General features: G+C 40.7%; 18 protein-coding genes and 1 pseudogene. 3 read left to right on the forward strand and 16 right to left on the reverse strand.

Annotated features, from left to right (window positions below):
* Nucleotides 1–6: 6 nt before the first annotated feature.
* From NST26_RS19280 to NST26_RS19325, 10 genes and pseudogenes are all read right to left on the reverse strand, one after another.
* Nucleotides 7–2,139, reverse strand: a pseudogene (locus tag NST26_RS19280) (thioredoxin domain-containing protein).
* A gap of 803 nt (nt 2,140–2,942) precedes the next feature.
* The gene (locus NST26_RS19285) at nt 2,943–4,436 is read right to left on the reverse strand and encodes a PIN-like domain-containing protein (protein WP_340979657.1); all 1,494 of its coding nucleotides are present in this window, start codon (nt 4,434–4,436) and stop codon (nt 2,943–2,945) included.
* A gap of 607 nt (nt 4,437–5,043) precedes the next feature.
* A complete protein-coding gene (locus NST26_RS19290; RefSeq protein WP_340979658.1) occupies nt 5,044–5,352 on the reverse strand; it encodes a nucleotidyltransferase domain-containing protein in 309 nt (102 codons plus the stop codon).
* Complete coding sequence (locus NST26_RS19295) at nt 5,309–5,713, reverse strand: hypothetical protein (RefSeq protein ID WP_340979659.1); 405 nt, start codon at nt 5,711–5,713, stop codon at nt 5,309–5,311. The genes NST26_RS19290 and NST26_RS19295 overlap by 44 nt, the downstream gene beginning before the upstream one ends.
* Nucleotides 5,697–6,383: an HNH endonuclease signature motif containing protein gene (locus NST26_RS19300; protein ID WP_340979660.1), complete on the reverse strand. Its 687-nt coding sequence runs from the start codon at nt 6,381–6,383 to the stop codon at nt 5,697–5,699. Before NST26_RS19300 ends, NST26_RS19295 begins: the two co-directional genes overlap by 17 nt.
* Nucleotides 6,384–6,605: 222 nt before the next feature.
* A complete protein-coding gene (locus tag NST26_RS19305; RefSeq protein ID WP_340979661.1) occupies nt 6,606–7,436 on the reverse strand; it encodes a hypothetical protein in 831 nt (276 codons plus the stop codon).
* A 362-nt stretch (nt 7,437–7,798) separates the two neighbouring features.
* Complete coding sequence (locus NST26_RS19310) at nt 7,799–9,193, reverse strand: ADP-ribosylglycohydrolase family protein (protein ID WP_340979662.1); 1,395 nt, start codon at nt 9,191–9,193, stop codon at nt 7,799–7,801.
* Between the two features lie 197 nt (nt 9,194–9,390).
* The gene (locus tag NST26_RS19315) at nt 9,391–10,107 is read right to left on the reverse strand and encodes a HEAT repeat domain-containing protein (protein ID WP_340979663.1); all 717 of its coding nucleotides are present in this window, start codon (nt 10,105–10,107) and stop codon (nt 9,391–9,393) included.
* 100 nt (nt 10,108–10,207) lie between these two features.
* Nucleotides 10,208–10,873, reverse strand: coding sequence for a hypothetical protein (locus tag NST26_RS19320; RefSeq protein ID WP_340979664.1), 666 nt, complete (start codon nt 10,871–10,873; stop codon nt 10,208–10,210).
* Between the two features lie 71 nt (nt 10,874–10,944).
* Nucleotides 10,945–11,871, reverse strand: coding sequence for a helix-turn-helix transcriptional regulator (locus NST26_RS19325; RefSeq protein WP_339249111.1), 927 nt, complete (start codon nt 11,869–11,871; stop codon nt 10,945–10,947).
* A gap of 253 nt (nt 11,872–12,124) precedes the next feature.
* On the opposite strand from NST26_RS19325, the gene NST26_RS19330 reads away from it, so the two are divergent.
* Nucleotides 12,125–12,310 (forward strand): hypothetical protein, encoded by a 186-nt coding sequence (locus tag NST26_RS19330; protein WP_200869616.1) that lies wholly within the window; start codon nt 12,125–12,127, stop codon nt 12,308–12,310.
* Between the two features lie 136 nt (nt 12,311–12,446).
* Here NST26_RS19330 and NST26_RS19335 read toward each other — a convergent pair whose 3' ends face one another.
* The 5 genes from NST26_RS19335 to NST26_RS19355 form a co-directional block, all read right to left on the reverse strand.
* The gene (locus NST26_RS19335) at nt 12,447–12,977 is read right to left on the reverse strand and encodes a DUF1648 domain-containing protein (RefSeq protein WP_162174728.1); all 531 of its coding nucleotides are present in this window, start codon (nt 12,975–12,977) and stop codon (nt 12,447–12,449) included.
* A 512-nt stretch (nt 12,978–13,489) separates the two neighbouring features.
* Nucleotides 13,490–14,038, reverse strand: coding sequence for a putative immunity protein (locus NST26_RS19340; RefSeq protein ID WP_340952065.1), 549 nt, complete (start codon nt 14,036–14,038; stop codon nt 13,490–13,492).
* Between the two features lie 96 nt (nt 14,039–14,134).
* Nucleotides 14,135–15,061 (reverse strand): hypothetical protein, encoded by a 927-nt coding sequence (locus NST26_RS19345; RefSeq protein WP_340952063.1) that lies wholly within the window; start codon nt 15,059–15,061, stop codon nt 14,135–14,137.
* 172 nt (nt 15,062–15,233) lie between these two features.
* Nucleotides 15,234–15,926 carry a class I SAM-dependent methyltransferase gene (locus NST26_RS19350; protein ID WP_340952061.1) on the reverse strand — a complete coding sequence of 231 codons (693 nt, stop codon included), beginning with the start codon at nt 15,924–15,926 and terminating at the stop codon, nt 15,234–15,236.
* Nucleotides 15,927–16,034: 108 nt separating this feature from the next.
* Nucleotides 16,035–16,478: a DUF4275 family protein gene (locus tag NST26_RS19355; protein ID WP_340952060.1), complete on the reverse strand. Its 444-nt coding sequence runs from the start codon at nt 16,476–16,478 to the stop codon at nt 16,035–16,037.
* Nucleotides 16,479–16,882: 404 nt separating this feature from the next.
* Here NST26_RS19355 and NST26_RS19360 point away from each other — a divergent pair, with 404 nt between their 5' ends.
* Nucleotides 16,883–17,836 carry a hypothetical protein gene (locus tag NST26_RS19360; protein ID WP_340952058.1) on the forward strand — a complete coding sequence of 318 codons (954 nt, stop codon included), beginning with the start codon at nt 16,883–16,885 and terminating at the stop codon, nt 17,834–17,836.
* A gap of 63 nt (nt 17,837–17,899) precedes the next feature.
* On the forward strand, nt 17,900–18,385 hold the full coding sequence (locus NST26_RS19365; protein ID WP_340952056.1) for a hypothetical protein: 486 nt from the start codon (nt 17,900–17,902) through the stop codon (nt 18,383–18,385).
* Nucleotides 18,386–18,434: 49 nt separating this feature from the next.
* Here the strand turns inward: NST26_RS19365 and NST26_RS19370 are convergent, their stop codons facing one another.
* Complete coding sequence (locus NST26_RS19370) at nt 18,435–18,734, reverse strand: metallophosphoesterase family protein (RefSeq protein WP_340952054.1); 300 nt, start codon at nt 18,732–18,734, stop codon at nt 18,435–18,437.
* Nucleotides 18,735–18,748 lie beyond the last annotated feature (14 nt).

Below are 18,748 nucleotides of genomic sequence, written 5' to 3' on the forward strand. Positions count from 1 at the left end.
TATAAACTACTCCGAATGGCTGCCGGAAGCCAGCAGCTCCCGGACCGCTTCCTTATTCGTAAGCGGGGCCCGGCAGGCAAAGTTGCGGCAGACATAGGCCGTCGCTTCACCGCGGATCGCCGGTTTGTCCGCCAGATGCGGCAGCAGGCGGAGCATCTCTCCGCTATCCCCTTCCCAGTTGACGATGAGTGCTGCGTCCGGCAGATAGGTCTGCTGAACCTGGGAGAGCATGGCGTGCAGCGCGGGATCTTCTTTTTTGCCGGAGAGGACCCATTCTCTGCCGCCGGAGACCATCCCCAGATGGGCCTGCAAATACATCGCATACCCTGGCGGATACTCTGAAGCAGCGGAAGCAAGCACCGCAGCTGTGCGCTCCGCAATCTCTTTCAACTCCATAGCCTGGGTAATAACCGACAGCTTCCACAAAAGCTTCGCCGCCACCGAATTCCCGGACGGAATCGCCCCGTCATACAATTCCTTCGAGCGGACCGGCAGCTTCTCCCCGTCATGACCCGTGAAGAAGAACCCACCACCTTCCGTATCATGGAACAGCTCCAAGAGTCCGTCCTTCAGCACCAGCGCCCGCTCCAGATAGACCGCTTGACCTGTAGCTTCATATAATTCGCTGAGCCCCCAGATCAGGAAGGCATAATCATCCACATATGCGGGAATCGCCGACTCCCCGTCACGGTAACGGGCCAGCAGCCGTCCATCTTCACGCCGCAGCTTGTCCCAGATGAAGTCCGCTGCACGTTCGGCGGCCTTGGCATATTCCGGCTTCTGGAGAGCTTTGGCTCCGAGGGCCAGCGCAGCAATCATCAGCCCGTTCCACGAGGTCAGCACCTTGTCATCCTTAAGCGGATGAATGCGCTGCTCCCGGTACTCGAACAGCTTCGTACGCCATTCCTCCATCCGGGTCCGCAGACCAAGCGGATTCATGCCCATTCGTTCCGCAATCTCCTCCGGCAGCCCCTGGAGCAGATTCGGAATATTTTTCCCTTCGAAATTGCCCTCCGGCGTAATTCCGTACACATGACAATATGAATGCATATCCTCCAGCCCCAGGGCTTCCTCAATCTCCTCCCGGGAGAAGACATAGAACTTGCCTTCCACCCCTTCGGAATCAGCATCCTCCGCAGAGTAGAATGCACCTTCCGGCGAAGTCATATCGCGCAGCACATACGTGAATATCTGCTCGGCAATCTCCGCATACAGCGGCTTCCCCGTAAGCTGGAAGGCTTCCAGATAGACATTCGCGAGGAGAGCGTTATCGTAGAGCATTTTCTCAAAATGCGGCACCAGCCACTCCCGGTCTGTCGAATAACGAGCGAAGCCAAAGCCCACATGGTCGTACATGCCGCCCTTGTACATCGACTCCAGCGTATGCTCCACCATCCGCAGTGCTTCCGGCTGATCATGCAATTGGCTATACGCCAGCAGGAAGGACAAATTATGCGGTGAAGGGAACTTCGGCGCATTGCCGAACCCGCCGTACTCCTCATCGAACTGCCGCCGGTACAGCTCATACGCTTCATGCAGCAGCTCCGCGCCGGGAATGCCGCCTGCGGCTTCCGGGTTATACGCATTCTTGCGGTCAAGCGTATGCAGCTCCGCCAGCAGGTCGTCGCCCAGCTTATCCAGCGCTGCTCCATCCTGCTCCCACTTCGTATGGATCTGCTCCAGCACATCCATTAACCCAATCCGCCCGAACATCTGCCGTTTCGGGAAATACGTCCCAGCATAGAACGGCTTCTTCTCCGGCGTCAGCAGCACCGTCAGCGGCCACCCCCCACTCCCCGTCAGCGCCTGACACACCGACATATACAGTGCATCAATATCCGGCCGCTCCTCGCGGTCCACTTTGATCGCTACGTAGTGATTGTTGAGAAGCTGGGCGACTTCGGTATCTTCGAAGGATTCTCGTTCCATTACGTGGCACCAATGACATGTTGACTTAAGCCTCAACTAAGAATAGCCTACTGACAAGAACACTGGCTTGCCTTCTCGCTTCGCTTTCGAGAAGGCTTCTTCACCCCAAGCGAACCAGTTCACAGGGTTATGGGCATGCTGCAATAAATACGGGCTCTTCTCGTTAAACAAGAGGTTTGTATGTGTATGCTTTACAGTTGAATCTTTCATTTTAAAAACACCCTTTCATGGTTTATGTCTTCATATTCAATATACCCAAAAATCGTCTCCTTAGTTGAACCAAGTGTTTTCAAAATGTATTTCTATTGTTTTATGAAATCCACTTAAACAGTAAAACCCAATCCTAAAAAGGATTGGGTTTTACTGTTTATAGCGTTTTTAACGTGGGCATTAATGTCTCATTTTAGGCAATGTTAATTAAAGTTCTACTTCAGTTCTCATTCTATACTTCTGGACTCATCAATCCTTAAGTTATGTATACCTTCCTACTTTGGATTATACAAGCAGTGTAAAATTGCTTCGATCAAATTTAATACAAACAAACTCACAGGAGCATCATTTATCAGGTCCACTCCTTTGGTGTTCATTCTGATCAAGTTTCCAACCGTTTCAGAGTTTAGATTAAACATATCCATTTCTGAATCAGCAAGAATAGATTTAGATATATTAGCCCGAATCTTAGTATACTTCGTATTGCTCTGTACGAAACATCAGCAACCGCTTCGATCCCAAAAGATTGCAGTATAGCTTTACGGCTAGGCCCAATACCATCAATAGTCGCATTTGAGATCCGTTCGTTTTGTAGATGTGGTTCCATTTGTTTTCCCTTTTTTGATTGCAGTTCCTGAAGACGTGTCTCATAATATTACGCGACGATATCGCTTCCAATGTATAAAGCAAAAATAGATCAATACCTATAAATGAATACTTTTTTCTATACACCTTTAAATATTAGGAGCCGTTTTGCAACTCCTGGTATAATCCCCACGCCAGTAAAAGAAATTATGATGGTATCAACTACCTAAATGTTCATCATACTCAGTATACTCATCTAAAGATATAAATTGCACGTGTCCAAATCTTTCATATAACTTATACTCATAGTCTGTAATAAGAGACTCATTATAAGTTCTTAATGCCCTTTCCATTTTTAATTTAAGATCGTATATTTCATAGAGGTCAATCTCATCAGAGATAGTTGCAATAACATCATTATTAAAAGCTTTTATTATCTTTATATCACCCTCATTAACAATATATTCTTTCTTTTCAATTTCCAATGTAAGATTGCATTCACACTCAAGATTAAATAGCACAGATTTTATTATTGTTTCTTCTCTATGCTTAATTGTTCCATCAATCATTAAATCAAGAATAAACCGTCCTGATAAGGATGCAATATTCTCATTTATCTCCAAGAATACCTCTTCCTTGCCATCATCAAATCTAAAATTCTCTATGTGAAAATCATATTTTTCAGCCTCATAGTCGAAAAAACTATCTAGATCTTTTATAAGATAATCAATATTTAAATCTATATCAATTAACTGTTGATTAATATAGTGCGTTAAGATATTAACTTTATTTAACTCATAATGTAGTTTCGTTGAGTCAATGACACGGAGTTTCGTTAGGTGATCAATAAATTCCACAAAGGTTAACATATGAAATTCTTTATTAGAATACGCTTTAAACTCCTCAATTAATTCAAAATGTGGTCCTAACAATTTTTTATGTTCTTTGTTTGTGTTTCTGTCTGTTACAATCTCAAAGTTCCACCAATCGACTTTCTCATCATCAGTTATGTATAAGATATCAACAGGAAGACTATTAGCTTTCCTGATTATCTCTTTCCAAATTATTAGATCTCCATATGCTTTTCTTTTAGTTGAATAGTCTTCTTTTTCTGAGTCCCCACTGTTTAGCTTTTTCTTATCTTTGAATCCTGGAGGTATTCCTAATTTATATCTAGTATCACCTTCTACATAAATTGAAATCAGTTCAATATGGCTAAAATTGACACCAATTTGGCCTTTAGAATGTAAATTCTCTAAAAATTTATTTATTATATCATCATCCAGCAACTCACGATTCAATTTTTTTTCAGTTTCTATATCATCATCAACTTTTGTTAGATCGTCTCTACTGCACTTAATATTCTCTATTGCTAAATTAATTATATCTGTAAATGTGGGATATCTAAATTTATTACACTTCCCTAATGTGTCATATAAACTAGTAATTGTATTATCAAGCAATTTACTCACATCTTTCTTAACTGTTTCATATTTCCCAAAAGATTTCTGACTCACCTTTTTTTTATTATTCTGGAACTCTAAATAAACTTGTCCAGGCAACCATATTCTATCATTAATTTTTTCAAGATTCTTTATAATTTCCTTGGTAGAATCAATAGAATAATTGTATAAATTCAACAAGACATTGGTATCAAAAATAACGAGGCCTTTTTGATCCCAAAAACACTTAAACTGATTAAAATCATCCATTTTGCCCAGTCCTAATCACTAGATTTTAGTTTTTTAAAGAAGTTTGTTATTTTCCAAATTTATTAATTCCATATAACAAATAACAAACTAATATCCTCTCATATTTGCTTGGCCTCTAGAATCTTAATTCACAAAGCGAATAAAATTTAAAACAAAAATTTCTGACTAAATTTCATTTTCAACCCTTTTGACTCATTATATTCCTGCGCAGCCGGTGCAGACAATGATATTTCCTTTAAAACACACTGTTTACTCCTCAAAGAAGTCTAAATCAAGTTTTCTAGTCATATATACTTCTTCATTCGCTATATTAATGTTGATATCAGCTTGGTTATATATTTCTTCCAGCTTTGCTGTCATTTCCTCAGAATTGTGATTTAGTCGGTTAATACTAAAATCCGCTGCTTATTTAGGCTCTAAATACATACCCTAAATCCGTCTCATGCTTAACTCTATATAATCTTGCTTCGAAAAGTTTATTCTTTCGTTATAATCATCGTGTAGTCTTTACTTATTTAGATTCCTGCTCCTTTAGTTCAGTGTTTACTTGTTTAAACACTAATTTTCCAGTTTAATTTATTAGAATGAAAAGTTTACTTAATCTAAACTACTCTTCATTGTGTGTGAAAACATCATTTATAGAAATAGCCTTAACAAATTCCACAAATTGAGTTTCAATTTCTTCATTGATTGATAAATATGTAGCATCAACAGGTAGACCTGATTTTTCCTTAATTTCTTTTAATAAACTCAAACAAACATTATAGATGTTTGTACCAGAATAAATATTAGAGTCATAAATTATGATAAGGTCTACGTCGTTAGGCCTCTCAGAAATTATATACGAACCAAATACATAAACATCTATATTTTCAGGCACCTTCCTGAGGCTTAGTTGAACTTTTTCCCTTTGCACTTTGTTTGTACTCCTTCGGTTTTTTCAAATTAAGCGCCCCCATAAATCCTGAATAATTGAATAGTGCGACACCATTTTCTTTAGCAGCTTTATATGCTTCACTGGTAGCTGCGTTCCAATTCCCGCCATATACAATAAAATCTATATTTCCAAACTCCTCAAGAGCTTTAAATACAGCTGCTGCTCCCATTCTGTATTCATCAAGCAATAAAACCTTGTAATTCCTATCTTCATTATCTGTTATAGTAAATAAAATATCTTGATCCCTCTCCACATGAAGAACCTTTGTATGAGCTCTCATCGCACTATAAAACCAAACAATAGAACTATAGGGTACATTCCAGTTATTTTTCGTAGACATATTTATCAATCACCTCTGTGAATTTTTTGGGAAATCTTTTCGTATTCTCAATAACAGAGTAACAACTCCTTTCGAAGACTTCAGCATGAACAATAAAATCAATACAAATTGCATATTCGTCAATTTTAAATATATCCTCATGGGCCTCAACGATAGATATAATCCTTTTGTTGTTTGGAACTATTACCGATAATTTTATTAAGCCCCAATATTCACTTATGTTACTTATAGGATTTTCTCGTGCTCTACTAGACTCAGGACCAAATTCTTCCCACACAGTTTGATTCTTTAATAATACCCTTTTTATTGCTATTGCTACTTCATTTATAGTAGAATACCTAATTGTCTGCATATAATTATTGATTTTTTCTTCATGTTGTTGTTTCCAACCCTTGATCATCTCGACTGAATAGACTCCCTCTGGCGCTTTATCTATCGTAGTATGATGAGTAGGACATAAGAGAATTAAATTTTCATATTTATCTTCACCACCACTAGGTAAACCTCTAGGTCCATCAGGTTTCTTGGCAATTATATGAGCCATCTCACCTATAATAGTAGGACTATCTCCATCTAAAAATGGTATACAGTCTTTTCCGCATTTTGGAAAAGAACACCTACCAGCTGCTAACCCCCACAATTTTTTCAAATCTTTATCTCCTATACTCATGTCGACACCCCATAAAATATATTTACGCTTAAATCTTTTATTCATAATGTTATCTTTAGATTAAATAATATGTTCTTTTATTATACAATCAAATGGAAAAATATTACGATTTATTTTAATTCATTTTCGAAAACAAAAACACCTACAAAGATAAAAAAACACTTACAAAGATAAGCAGAGGCTTCTTAAAAAACTGATTTTTAAAAATTCTTCAATTATTTTTCACTCATCTTCAAATAACTGTTTTTTGTACATCTTTGGAATATTAATATTATTATCTACAGACAAAAAATCGTCCCACTTTCTTAAAACTTTCGGTACATGCTTTTTCATTATTTTTCTAGTGAGACTCTGTTGAGAGGTAGATGTTAAAATTAAATATTGAATATTAAGAAACAACAATACAAGAGTAACTAATACACTTGATCCTAAAATAAATAAACTTAACATCCAAAAATCCTTCGGAAATAAATCTTTACCTATTAAATTTGAAGCTCCAGAAAAATAAGTTAAAAAAATCGAAATCCATACTATCCCTTTAAATGTTTCAAATAGAAAATTTATTATTTCAAAATAAAATTTCATCCAGTAAGGTTTTGATTGAGTATACTGTTGCCAGTTAAAATCTCGATATAGTAGGATAGTTGAATTTTCATAATTTTCTTTCAATTTCAAAAAAAATTTAAAGTAAAATTCCTTATAAAATTCCTCCCATAGTAACTCACTTCGTTCTTTTTTAAATAAAGTGAACTTTTCGTTTAAGTCGTAGAATGTATTCAATAATTCCAAGTTGCCTATTTTATATATCATAGTATCTCTTGCCAGATAATTCATAAAAAAAGAATCGATTAATTTTTCTCTTTCTCTAGACCTATGCTCAGAGTTGATTTTCAGGAAATCATGATATATAGGACTGAAAACTTCTTTAAGGTTTTCTTCTGTGTAACGAATAAGTCTGTCATTAGTTTTTGACCGTACTCCAAAAAGATAACCAAGTACGGCTGAAAAAATCGCAGTAATTACAGGTATGTACTTAGTAAAATCAAATTCCATTTTCCACCTCAAATTATAGATTGTTTACTTCTTAGTCTAAAGTATAGCGATCGCATTAAGGGAGTAAATGCTATTCAATATTCTCGTTCAGCACTATCATCTAATTTTTCATTATCTAGCCCTATTTACAATAGTAGCCCTAACCGCAAAGCCAGTCCAGCGGTGAATTCTTTTTGAGAATCCAACTTCAGTTCGTTATATACTTTGGTCATACATGCCTGTGCATGATCCATATCATCTATTAAGCAATAAAGTGCAGTTAAGTGATGCGGTTTCTCGTAGATTCCAGCTTTCTCTCTTAACTCTATTAGTCGGATGACATCTTCAACCTCTTCCCATCCCCCCCCATCCTCCAAAACAATTCAAATCCCCAAATTCTCGTTCACATACAGCTCGCTGGGTTGAATTCGATGCTGACCTGTGTGCAGCAGCTCTGGCAAACGCCCTATGCGCTCAGCCAAGCGGGAGAGTTGCTGCTCATGAAAATAAGATAAGCCCGTATGAATCCGGTCCTGGAAAGGCTCAAGCCATCTCGGCTCCAAGCTGTCCGGGCCGAAATACACCCCGAGCAGAGAGCCGGCAGTTGCTCCGAAGCTGTCGGTGTCGTTGCCTTGCATGACCTGTTTACATATTCCGTCTCCGGCATTCTCAGCAAAGCGAAAGGTATTGATCAAGGTGCCGATTTCCTGATATACCTGGCAGTGGCAATAATTCGCGTACTTCTGATGAATATCCTGATAACCCTCCAGCCAGTTCTCTGCATCCGCTACGATCTGTAGGCAATCCGCAGTAATCTCATAGAACCGGCTCCTTCTAGGGACGAATTGCAGTGCAGTACTAACTATTTCAAGCGGATCGCGCAGCACGTGTGCGGCAGCAATTGCAGCGGCAATGAACATCGTGGCATAAATCCCCGTCCGGCGATGTGTAAAACTGGCATCACGCCAAGCCAGCTCAGCCGCAAGCGCAGGTTGACCAGGGCAGGCATAGCCGTAAGCATCTGCACGGATCGCCGCTCCGCATAATTCTGTATCTTGCACCAGGAAGTCGGGCCAAGCCTCTATTTCCGAATGATTGAATAATTCCCGGTCATGCTCCAAATAGCTAATCCCCGACCGAACCAGGATGGCCCTCTCCGGCCCCCATGTTGTACTTATCGGAAGATGATTTATCCATAAATCTCTTAGGTTTCTTTTCGTAAAACCCTTACCGAATTGCTCTAACGCCATCATTCCCATTAAGGTGTAGTTGATATCATCGTCAGGTGCCACATAGCGAATCCGCCCCCGCGTCGTCTCGAACCAGGACCAATGACGACGATCCAACGCATGGAGAGCTTTTTCAGAAATATAATCATTCAGCGGCCATTCCCCCACAGCGGTTAACGCTTGACTTAATTCCGACAAGGTAGGATTGACCTCAATCGGCTTGCCCAGCATTGAACCACAGACTGAAGCGAGGAAGCCTGCCTCTACACGCTTGGCACTGTCCTTTAGATTCAAGACTCCGATCTGGCCTAAAGGTCTATCCGGGTCGCATTCCCGCCATATCTCCTCCAAATCGTCCGGCTCATAGTAGGGCCAGTTGTCCCGCATTGGAATGTCAGCCAAGCTATGGGCGAATTCCAGATAAGCATCATAGCTTGCCGGAAGCTGTTCCAACCGAGCCAAAAAACCGGAGGTTTGATGCCCCTGTGCAAATTTATTACGCAGAATTCCCTCTAATTGATGTTTTAGAAACGTTAGTGATGGCAGCATGTTGTATCTCCTTTATTTTGATTATCACAAAACCCCAACAACTTAGAAAAATAAACAGATTTCAAAAGTTCACTGTTTATCGCTTGAATCTCCTTAATAAATTCAATAATTCTAGTTCTTATCTCATTTATAAAATTCACTTTTGTGTACTCTATTTCCTAGTAGTTCGAGTCGATTTACAGAGCAATTCAGAGCTTTTAAATTTCATTTTTTCGGTCTTCCCTTATCCTTTCTAATGCTCTTTTGGCTGCTATTTTCCCATTATGCATTCCGTTTTTGGAGATCTTCACCAGCTTTTCCTTAGCTGGTATATAAGTATGAAATCCAATAATCTCACATGCTCTTTCTTGAACAAACATATCTTCATCGTCTAGATATTTTATGATTGAATTAAGATTTCCTTTTGGCGTTAATGCCATAATCGAAAAAATATACTGACAGCGAATATCATCGCTTATAAGTTGGTCAGAGCTTATCATTCGATTCAACTCGTCAATACAAGCGAAGTCTTCATTCATTTCAGTTTGACTAACTTCAAATTCTGCTGGATAGTCTTTATTCAAATCATGCCAATCCAGATCAGGATATTCTTCGATTTTCGTTATAAATGAACGTATACTTCTAAAGGCCGGAGATACATCCGTTTCCTCATGATCGATATAACATATCCTGTATTTGCATGCGCCTTGTACGTACAAGCCAATATAGTTTGAATGATCGTCACTCCACAAAGGAATCATATCCCGATAAGCCTCTATTTTGGACATATAATCAACTAATTCAACAATTTCGTCAGCTTCCATTAATCTCAAAAAGTAGTTTTGATCCTTTTGTTTCTCCTTGTGCAGCTCCAACTCCTCAACTAATGCAACAGGCAATGAAAGGCCAAGTCTGTGAATAAGATCTGTAAACATGCGACTACTCCTCATAAAATAGTTTTTCACAACCTAGTGTCACTTTCAATCCAAATCGAATACTTCATTTCATTCACCCTAGCCCCTCCCCAATCCTGCCTCACAAAATAAACACAACCGCAATCACCAGATACGAATACCGCACATTCTTTCTCAATATTATGTATATCGTTCCGTAAAGTAGTGACATAAAGAATGCATAAGCACCCGTCGGTCCGCCCTGGAGCAGAATGTGGATCAGGCCCCAAGTGAGTGCGAGGAACATCCCGCCGTAGGGCAGACCGTCTCTTTTAAAAAGCACTTCACCGAACTTTTGACCAAACGCAATCGTCAGCAGAATCAAGCCCGCTTCAAACAAGTAATAGATATTCTGAAATACGAATCTCACCACGTCCTTGTACTCCTGAACCGGCTTAAAGCCCTCCCATACGACAGTTGTCGTTGCAATGGCGATCACCGAAACCACCACCGCGAGCAACCATCCCCTGGAATCTGGCTCAGCGTTCAACCTCATGATGTCAAAATCGTGTTTCCGCTTGGAGAGCTGGATCAGAAATACGGCCATACTCCCCCACAACAAGCAGGTAATTCCCCAATGAATACATTGATGAAGGAGCGTATAATCAGAACTTTTCACCCCCAAGACGGATGGTAATATCATCAACAATACCACTTCAAGACCAAACCCTGCAAACGCATACAATGCTAAAGACAGATAATCGCTCGCTCCAATCTTCTTCTCCACCATCCCGGCATCCCCCATCATCCGCATCCTCCAGTTCAACTTAATTCACCTTCATGTGGAAATCTCATCCCTCCACGCTCACCAATCTACCGCTAATCCCCCTCATACTTCCTCATAATCCCCCGCACATATGCCTTGAACCCATTTCGTATCTCTGGCGGCCCCAGCACTTCACATTTATCTCCAAAGGCAAGCAGCCGGTCGTAGCCATAGTCATTCGCAATAATAGGATACTTGGCCCAGCAGTGGTGTTCATCCACCCGCAGGATATGGTCGGCGCCGAACCGTTCGATCACCCGATCCATGACAGAGCGGTCCAGCCGGACCGTAACCTCCACCCATCCCTGGTTCAGCCAATCTCCTCCGTCCATGGGGAGAGGGGTGAATGCTCTCGGAACGAACTGCTCCTTCGTCACTTGGAGACCGCTCATTCTGGCCAGCTTGAAGATACGGTAGTCCTGCTTATCGAGACAATAGGCTTGCAAGTACCAGCTCCTCTCCTTGAAAACCACCTGATACGGCTCCACCCGCCGTTCACTGCTCTGCCCCCGCGCATCCGTATACGCAAAAGCCAGCACAGCGTGCTCATTCATCGCCGTCTCGATCATCCCGAACAGGCTGCGCAGCGACTCGTTTCCTTGATTCAAGGACAGATCCATGACGAACGGCGCATTCGGCTGGCCCTCTGCATTGTCCGGGTAGAGAGCGTTCAACTTCTCCGCTACATACACCATTTCCCTTCTTCCAAAAAGCTGCTTGTAGCTGTGCAATCCATTCTGCAGGTTCTGAATTTCTTGCGGGGTGAACAGGGTTTTGCCCACTTTGTAGGATTTCATCAAGCCGACACCGCCCCACGCTCCCATAAGCGTATAGATGGGCAGGCCGGCTCTATTCAGCGTTTCAATATCCCGGTAAATCGTTCGTCTGCTGACTTCGAGACGCTCTGCTAACTCGCGCGCACTAATCTGCTCATGCTCCAGCAGGATCATAATTAGCGCAATCAAGCGATCCATTTTCATGATGACCACCTCTAATCAAGTATGCCATACAGGTGTCACAGTTGGTAGATTATGCTTGCTTGGAATACACCAATCCCACTATCCAGGAGGTACATTGTCATGATTTCGACCAGAATTGAAACGAAGGAAGCATTCCGCATCATTGGGTTCAAGGCCACACTAAGTGAAGATGGAGCAGTGCACGATCCAGCGTATTCTCCGCTCAAAACGGCTTTTTTCAAAAGCACGCTGGAGAACGGGAGGAGAGTATTTGGTGTTGTCGGGTCAGGGCGGCTTGTCGCGTCTCGCGTTTGACCGGCTGGAGGATGAGGCATTCGATGCCATCCTGAACGATAATTATGAGTATGTGTATACCGGACACCCGATCGCGGAGGTACTAACCAATGGCAATCCTATGGATGCCGAAGTTGAAGTATGGGTGCCGGTGAAGAAGCGGTAGGCAAATTGAGGATTAAGCTTGAGGAAATAACATTGGGCTGTAGGTAGAAGCAACTTCGTTGCGTTGGAGCGTGTTGGATCAGCGGCACTCAGAATTTGAGGAGTAGCTGATCCAGCGCTCAATCATCTGCTCATGTCTAGCGGCTTTCGCGCAGACCAGCCCAGTACGTTAAGGTGTAGGCGTATAGGATGATAAAGGCAATTATACTTAGGACAACGGGGATAACAAAATTCATGTTAAGCAGAGACGTCATATTTAGCTGCACTACGGATAACAGGATAACGAACAAGAAGCTTGCTGTAATCATATAATTCGACCAGGCACGGCGGTAAGTTAAGTCTTCCCTAACCTGCTGCTTCCCTCTGCGCATTCTCCAATATTCATATATGAACAGAAGGATTCCTAACACCTGCATGATCGTAGGTATAAACACGATACTATAAGATTTATCTATATAGCGGTCTACGGTCCAACTGCCGTTGAAATGGACCGGAAGCTGGTCAGGAATCAGATCGTAGTTGCGCAGCACTGTTACAATACTAACCACAATAATAACAGCATGAATGAGGAACCAATGACTGGGCAGGCCAACATTTCCGTTCCGCAATCCTGGTTCCATGACCGATGATTCGGGAGCAGCAGGCAGCATAGGCAGTACGCTTTTCATTTTCAAATGATACCTGATGTTAATGACCAGAGAGATTACGAGCATAGCGAGTGCATAAGTAATAATGATCCAACTAATTTGTCTCGAATGTTCATCACTGTAAATTAAGCATAGAATGCCAACTATGAACAGGATGGTATGTAAAATTGCACTAATCCTAGCATACGACTTCCGCATCTGACGCAGCGGCTCACTGTGGAATTGGACAGCGCTGACGGTGACTCCGAAACTAATCGTCTCTTTTGTTAAATACGGCATACTCACGATGAGTACAATGGAAGGTACAAATACCAGGATAAATATTATAACAGGCAGTATCGTCATATCGTTCACCTCATTCTACATACTTATTATTTTACATAGTCCTCGAAAACGATCTTATACTCAATAGAAGTTGAAGCCCTCAATTTCCGCACAATGCAATAACCCTACCATATTATGGTGTACGTATCACATGCTAAGAAAGTTTCATCCGAGGCCTATCGGCAGCATACCTTCTTCGGTGTAATGCTTCAAGCTTGAAGTTCTGGAGGCGTTAGAATTACTTCATGTATTAAATTCAATTGTCTTTCCCTCTCCTTTGTTGAAGAATCTGTGGAGTTATCAGTTAATACATTTGTTGCCCTTATTGCGTAATCACTGCTAACTAAAGCATGTCCTCTCATATGTCCTGTTGCAATGGCTTGGGCAAATGAACGTGCAGAATACTTGCTAATGTCTGATTTGGATTCTTTCGCCAATTCATTAACTACAAATCCAACTTTCCGTAAATCGGAGGCTCTAATGCTTCCGTCTATTCGTTTTTGTAAAGTTTCTATCCCTAAATGTATTCGTGAGTCATTTTTTAAATGGTCATCTAAGTAATCCAAGTACGGAGTTGCTACTTTTAAAGTCCATTGAGCAACTAACTTCTGCGGTATTTTTTCAAGAGCCTCTTCAATTTTATTGCGCAATTCGGTGTTATCTATAATTTTTATTTTAGGGTTACTATGCTTGAATTCTGTTTGTTCTTCTTTTAATTTTTGCTCATGTTTATTCCATGCGTAATCTTCTAATCTCACTGAATTCACTCCTATTAAACTACAAAAGATTTGATTAGAAAACGAAACCATAGCCTCAATTCCTTATTGTATTACAATCATAAGGTACCCGCAGCATCACAGCAATTCTTTAACCGAAACCTGATACAACATATCATCTGCACAGAACAGCACGAGATCTTCCCGAAAATCTTGCGTGACTGGCACAAGAGGCTCAGATTTTTCATTCAGAAACTGTATCTTATGCCCTTTGGTCAAGCTTGCTTTTTCATGTTTTTTGATAACATATTCTCCGTGTTTGCCGTAACCGCCATCGAACAAGAAGTGACAACCATCCGTGCAGAACCCGGCCGAACCTGAAATCTCAGGATTGATAAACGTAACCTTGGGCTGACTGGGTCCGCCTGAGATGCAGCCGAGCAAAAAGTCCGTATAATAATAAAACCAGACCTGCTCTTCACGGACAACATTTAAAGCGTAACAATCGGCAATATCCGACACATGATCTTCGTATAATTTGTTGCCATGCTCATCCCAGGCCACCAGGCCGTGTTCACCGACAGGCTGATCCCAACCGTTATTCCCGAATACACCTTCGTCAAAATAACTGGTCCAGATGGTACCTTTCTCCGTCACTTGAACATTCTGAATCCCGTCTCCAAGCAGGAACTCACGAACGGTACGTCCTGTATAATCACACACTTTGGCGTTCAGATCATATTTACCTGCACCATAATACGTACTGCGTGCACCAACCAGCAGCAGATGTCTGCGAAGCGGCTGAACATAATGATAATTGAAATGCTGATCTGGAAATATAATTTCATCGATATAATCTTTACTTTCTACCATCAGGACCTTGTAGGTATGTGGTTGCTTCAAAGCCGGTTGGACGAACATTCCTCGTTTCCGTTCCGGGATCTGGTTAATCAGCAGGACATATACGCAGCCATCTCCACCTAATTGAGCCGAGACGATCTTGAACCCTTCAGTATACTCCGAAATATCTGCAAAAGGCTGCAGCGTCACTGTTTTATGAAACATGCCAATTCCTCCTTAAGAGCTGGTGTAAAACCATCCTCTGTTCTATTACCGTATTATGTCAGAGTAGATGGAACCAGAACATGGCGGAAGTATGGCGAAGCTTAGGAATAAATGAAAAGACACTAACATGGAGTTAGCGCCTTTATCGATTTAACTCAGTTTATACCATAATCTAAAGAGTGATCTTCAACATGCTGTTTGCTCCCTTTTGAAACTCGTATCCGACCGTTATTTCTTCAGTTGAACAACCTTGTTGATGTAAGAAGGTGAGCAGCTCATCCAATTGACGATATCTCTCTCCTGAAAGGCTGACTAAAGGAAAAATCCGGATTTCCTGTTTGGTTACCCGAAGTAACTCTTGGATTGCTTGCCTATGGAAATCAAAATCTAGCCGATCTGAATACATAAACAAAAAGTGTGCAGACAGTGTCATATCAAATTGCTTATCCTTGAATGGGAGCGAGGGCAATGCGGATGCAATGTAACGCTCGGGATAGTTCTTCATATCCTCTGCACAATCAGTTAAGGCGCGGGATCGATGTTGTTTCAGTTCGTCAACGGATTGGAAATAATCCCATACGTAGTTCGTTTGGGCACTTTCCATTTTGGTCATGGCGTGTTCCAAGTCGTTCATGCCTTTTGTGTGAAGATCCTCATAGTCATGAAAATAAGCGATATCCGTTGCCGTTACATCGGCACCCCGTTTATTCGCGTGCGCCGTGAACGAGCATGCTCCAGCGGGGCAATCCAGAATGGACCGTCCCTTCAATTCCGCCTGTCTTAAATTAAACATGGACATATATTCTTCAAATGTACGTCCAATAAACACAATACGGCTTAAATCCAATTTAACCTCTCTGCTCATCTCAGCTCACCTTTCCTCTACTCATCTAGTCTCAACTCAATCATAAGCATAGCTACAATTTTTTTTAGTAAATGATGAAATCATGATGAGCGGAAACTGACCCAGCACTTAACCGTTGGTCATGTGAATATTCTTCTTTTTATGATAAAAATAAGGTCCAGTAAATGATTCATGAGTGTTCACATACGTCCATTGAAATTCAGTATCTACGATATAAATATCGTCTTCATTTTTAATATCTTCAGCAACAATATCCTTCGCATTCTCTATAGTTAATGCAAGATCAGAATGTTGATAAAACACATATACACGATTCTTCAGTTCATTGTTAAATGCATTTTTTGCATAGTCCTTCTCGTAAGCTTTCACCCTACTGTAGCTGAATAGATTCCATAAAAAGTCGTTCAAATATATTTTCCTTTTCTCATCGCTGCTTATAGTCTCAGCAGATTCCTTCTCCCAGACGCCTCTAAGATACTTCCCCCATCTACCAACCTCAGTATAATGAATATTTCGTTTATGAAGTATATCTGTAAGCTTTGTCTTTGTCATCAGGTATCATCACTTTCGTTACTATTTAGCATATAGTTGAATATTTATTTTGTATTTACATTGTATAAAAGGCTCGATGAAGCTGGCAGTTGGGATATTATTAATAATATTCTATTCCCTATATACGAAGTACATAAATAGTATTTCCTATGTGGGCTACAGACCGGAGGCTTATTCATATCCTAAGGCACTCGGAATTCCTCATAAAAGTGATCACTCACTATGTTGAATCAGATACTCCCTCCTTAAGCAAACTGGATGCCTAAATATGAGTAAAGATTGTTTTCCATAGATTTCCGCATAGAGATAAAAGGGGATATTTTGAATATATGATTCACGATTAGAATTTTTTGTTAATTAATTGTATGTAAAATTCATTAAAATTTTAAGGAGGAGTAAATTAAATGAAGCAAAAGTTAACAAGAATGTTTCTATTTTTCGGATTTTTATCGCTTATTATGGGTTCAGTTTCTTCCGCACACTATTATTCAAGTGGTTATAATCTGTATTCGATTCAATACCGCCTTATCGACTCTGCGGGAAATACTGCTTGGACAACCGCTGGCTCCAATTGGACAAGTTCTGTAGGGACAACGATATCACAAAACTCAACCTCTCTAAATGCTGCCCACTACGGGGAATTAGCTTATAGCTGGTTTGGCTTATATTCTCCTACAGGCACTCCAACTAAATATTTCCATGTTTACGTTAACACCAAGGCCATACATGAGTATCCAGGGTGTAATAGCAACCCAGGTGCATGTGCAATTAGTTCAGCAACTCACGAATTCGGACATGCACAGTTTTTAAATGACATTGAGAGCGGATACGGTAACACTTCCATTATGAGTTATGAAAGAGATAGAACTACAATAACCACTCCACAGCCACATGACATTAACGATATAAACTCTTATAGATCCAGCGCAAAATCCTCGACCAGCCCAGACAATTACAATCCAATACCGCATGCCGATTGGCCTGAGTATAACTTTAATGATCTTATTTCTAAACAGTCAGATGTAGTCGTTCAAGTAAGGGTCATGGATACACAGGAAAAGCCAGTTGATGATAACCTTCCACCAGCTCAACTTTCAACTCTCAAAATCCTGGACACGATTCAAGGTGATGTATCTGGCGAAATTATTTTAGATCAGGCCTTAGATTTTGTAGAAAACGGAAATACCTACATTATGATCTTAAAAAAGCAAGGCGATTATTATTATGAAAGTGATAAAAACTCTATTCTTATAGATCAAAATGGCACATATAATAGTAACATCCCTGATTTCAAAGGAAAATTCACAGAGTTCGATACTTTTAAGTCAACGTTTGCCAGCAAGAAATTAAGTTTATAAGCCGAGAAGAAACTATTTCATTTGCTTCTCCGTCCTTTTATGATAAAAGGAGATGAAATAAAGATGAACAGAACCAGACCTACAAAATTACTATTATTATTTTTGTTTGCACTATTGATTACTTCATGTCAATCCTCGACTGAACCTAGTACTGGAAACAATAGCAATACTGGAGATTGGCCTTCTTACACCTTTAAAGAATTAGTCTCGAATTCAGATTTGGTTGTTTATGGAGAAATCACTGACACTAAAAATCTTGACGGTGACCCTCCTTCACAAGAATCAAATTTGAATGTTTTGAAAGTGTTGAAAGGTGACGAAACGAATAAAACAATATCCTTAAAACTAACAGACCCTTCATATTATGTTAGTTCTGATTCTAAGTATGTTATGTTCTTAGAGGATACCGGCTCTTACTATACACAAAAATCGTATAACTCTCTTTTAATCGAAAAAAATGGAGTCATTTCATCTAGTCTTCAAGGATTTAGCGGCGAATTTACAATAGATGAGGTTCAAAATCAGATTTCTAATGTTATGGCAAAATGATTATTAATGAGTCTTAGAGGGGCAGTTTTTTTCTGCTCCTTTTTTTGGTTTACCGATATGATACTAGGATGTGATGCACCCGACCGCCGTTCCATTCGAAGACTGGGTAGGATTCGAGCAGATCAAAGTTCTCGTGATTCCCGTCAATAAACAGGGTGGTCCATGGTTTCTCAGTAAGCCTTTTTAGCCAAAAGCGATCCTCCGCGTCATCTGCCCACAACAAGCCGAAATCCCCTACGATTATGACATAATCCTGCTTCGTCAGCGTCCTGCCTTCAGGGAAATTCCTTGAATTAAAACGGCTGGCCACACTGATGGAACCGTGAATGTCGCCTGTTATGTAGATCATGGGATTTGCTCCTT

Origin of the sequence: Paenibacillus sp. FSL R7-0128, from assembly GCF_038002245.1 — a bacterium.
Classification (GTDB): domain Bacteria; phylum Bacillota; class Bacilli; order Paenibacillales; family Paenibacillaceae; genus Paenibacillus_AQ; species Paenibacillus_AQ silagei.

Excerpts from the sequence above, each read along its gene's own strand:
- NST26_RS19285 (WP_340979657.1), bottom strand. The coding sequence starts at position 4,436 with ATGGATGATTTTAATCAGTTTAAGTGTTTTTGGGATCAAAAAGGCCTC.
- NST26_RS19295 (WP_340979659.1), bottom strand. The coding sequence starts at position 5,713 with ATGTCTACGAAAAATAACTGGAATGTACCCTATAGTTCTATTGTTTGG.
- NST26_RS19300 (WP_340979660.1), bottom strand. The coding sequence starts at position 6,383 with ATGAGTATAGGAGATAAAGATTTGAAAAAATTGTGGGGGTTAGCAGCT.
- NST26_RS19305 (WP_340979661.1), bottom strand. The coding sequence starts at position 7,436 with ATGGAATTTGATTTTACTAAGTACATACCTGTAATTACTGCGATTTTT.
- NST26_RS19310 (WP_340979662.1), bottom strand. The coding sequence starts at position 9,193 with ATGCTGCCATCACTAACGTTTCTAAAACATCAATTAGAGGGAATTCTG.
- NST26_RS19315 (WP_340979663.1), bottom strand. The coding sequence starts at position 10,107 with ATGTTTACAGATCTTATTCACAGACTTGGCCTTTCATTGCCTGTTGCA.
- NST26_RS19320 (WP_340979664.1), bottom strand. The coding sequence starts at position 10,873 with ATGATGGGGGATGCCGGGATGGTGGAGAAGAAGATTGGAGCGAGCGAT.
- NST26_RS19325 (WP_339249111.1), bottom strand. The coding sequence starts at position 11,871 with ATGAAAATGGATCGCTTGATTGCGCTAATTATGATCCTGCTGGAGCAT.
- NST26_RS19335 (WP_162174728.1), bottom strand. The coding sequence starts at position 12,977 with ATGAAAAGCGTACTGCCTATGCTGCCTGCTGCTCCCGAATCATCGGTC.
- NST26_RS19345 (WP_340952063.1), bottom strand. The coding sequence starts at position 15,061 with ATGTTTCATAAAACAGTGACGCTGCAGCCTTTTGCAGATATTTCGGAG.
- NST26_RS19350 (WP_340952061.1), bottom strand. The coding sequence starts at position 15,926 with ATGAGCAGAGAGGTTAAATTGGATTTAAGCCGTATTGTGTTTATTGGA.
- NST26_RS19355 (WP_340952060.1), bottom strand. The coding sequence starts at position 16,478 with ATGACAAAGACAAAGCTTACAGATATACTTCATAAACGAAATATTCAT.
- NST26_RS19360 (WP_340952058.1), top strand. The coding sequence starts at position 16,883 with ATGAAGCAAAAGTTAACAAGAATGTTTCTATTTTTCGGATTTTTATCG.
- NST26_RS19365 (WP_340952056.1), top strand. The coding sequence starts at position 17,900 with ATGAACAGAACCAGACCTACAAAATTACTATTATTATTTTTGTTTGCA.
- NST26_RS19370 (WP_340952054.1), bottom strand. The coding sequence starts at position 18,734 with ATGATCTACATAACAGGCGACATTCACGGTTCCATCAGTGTGGCCAGC.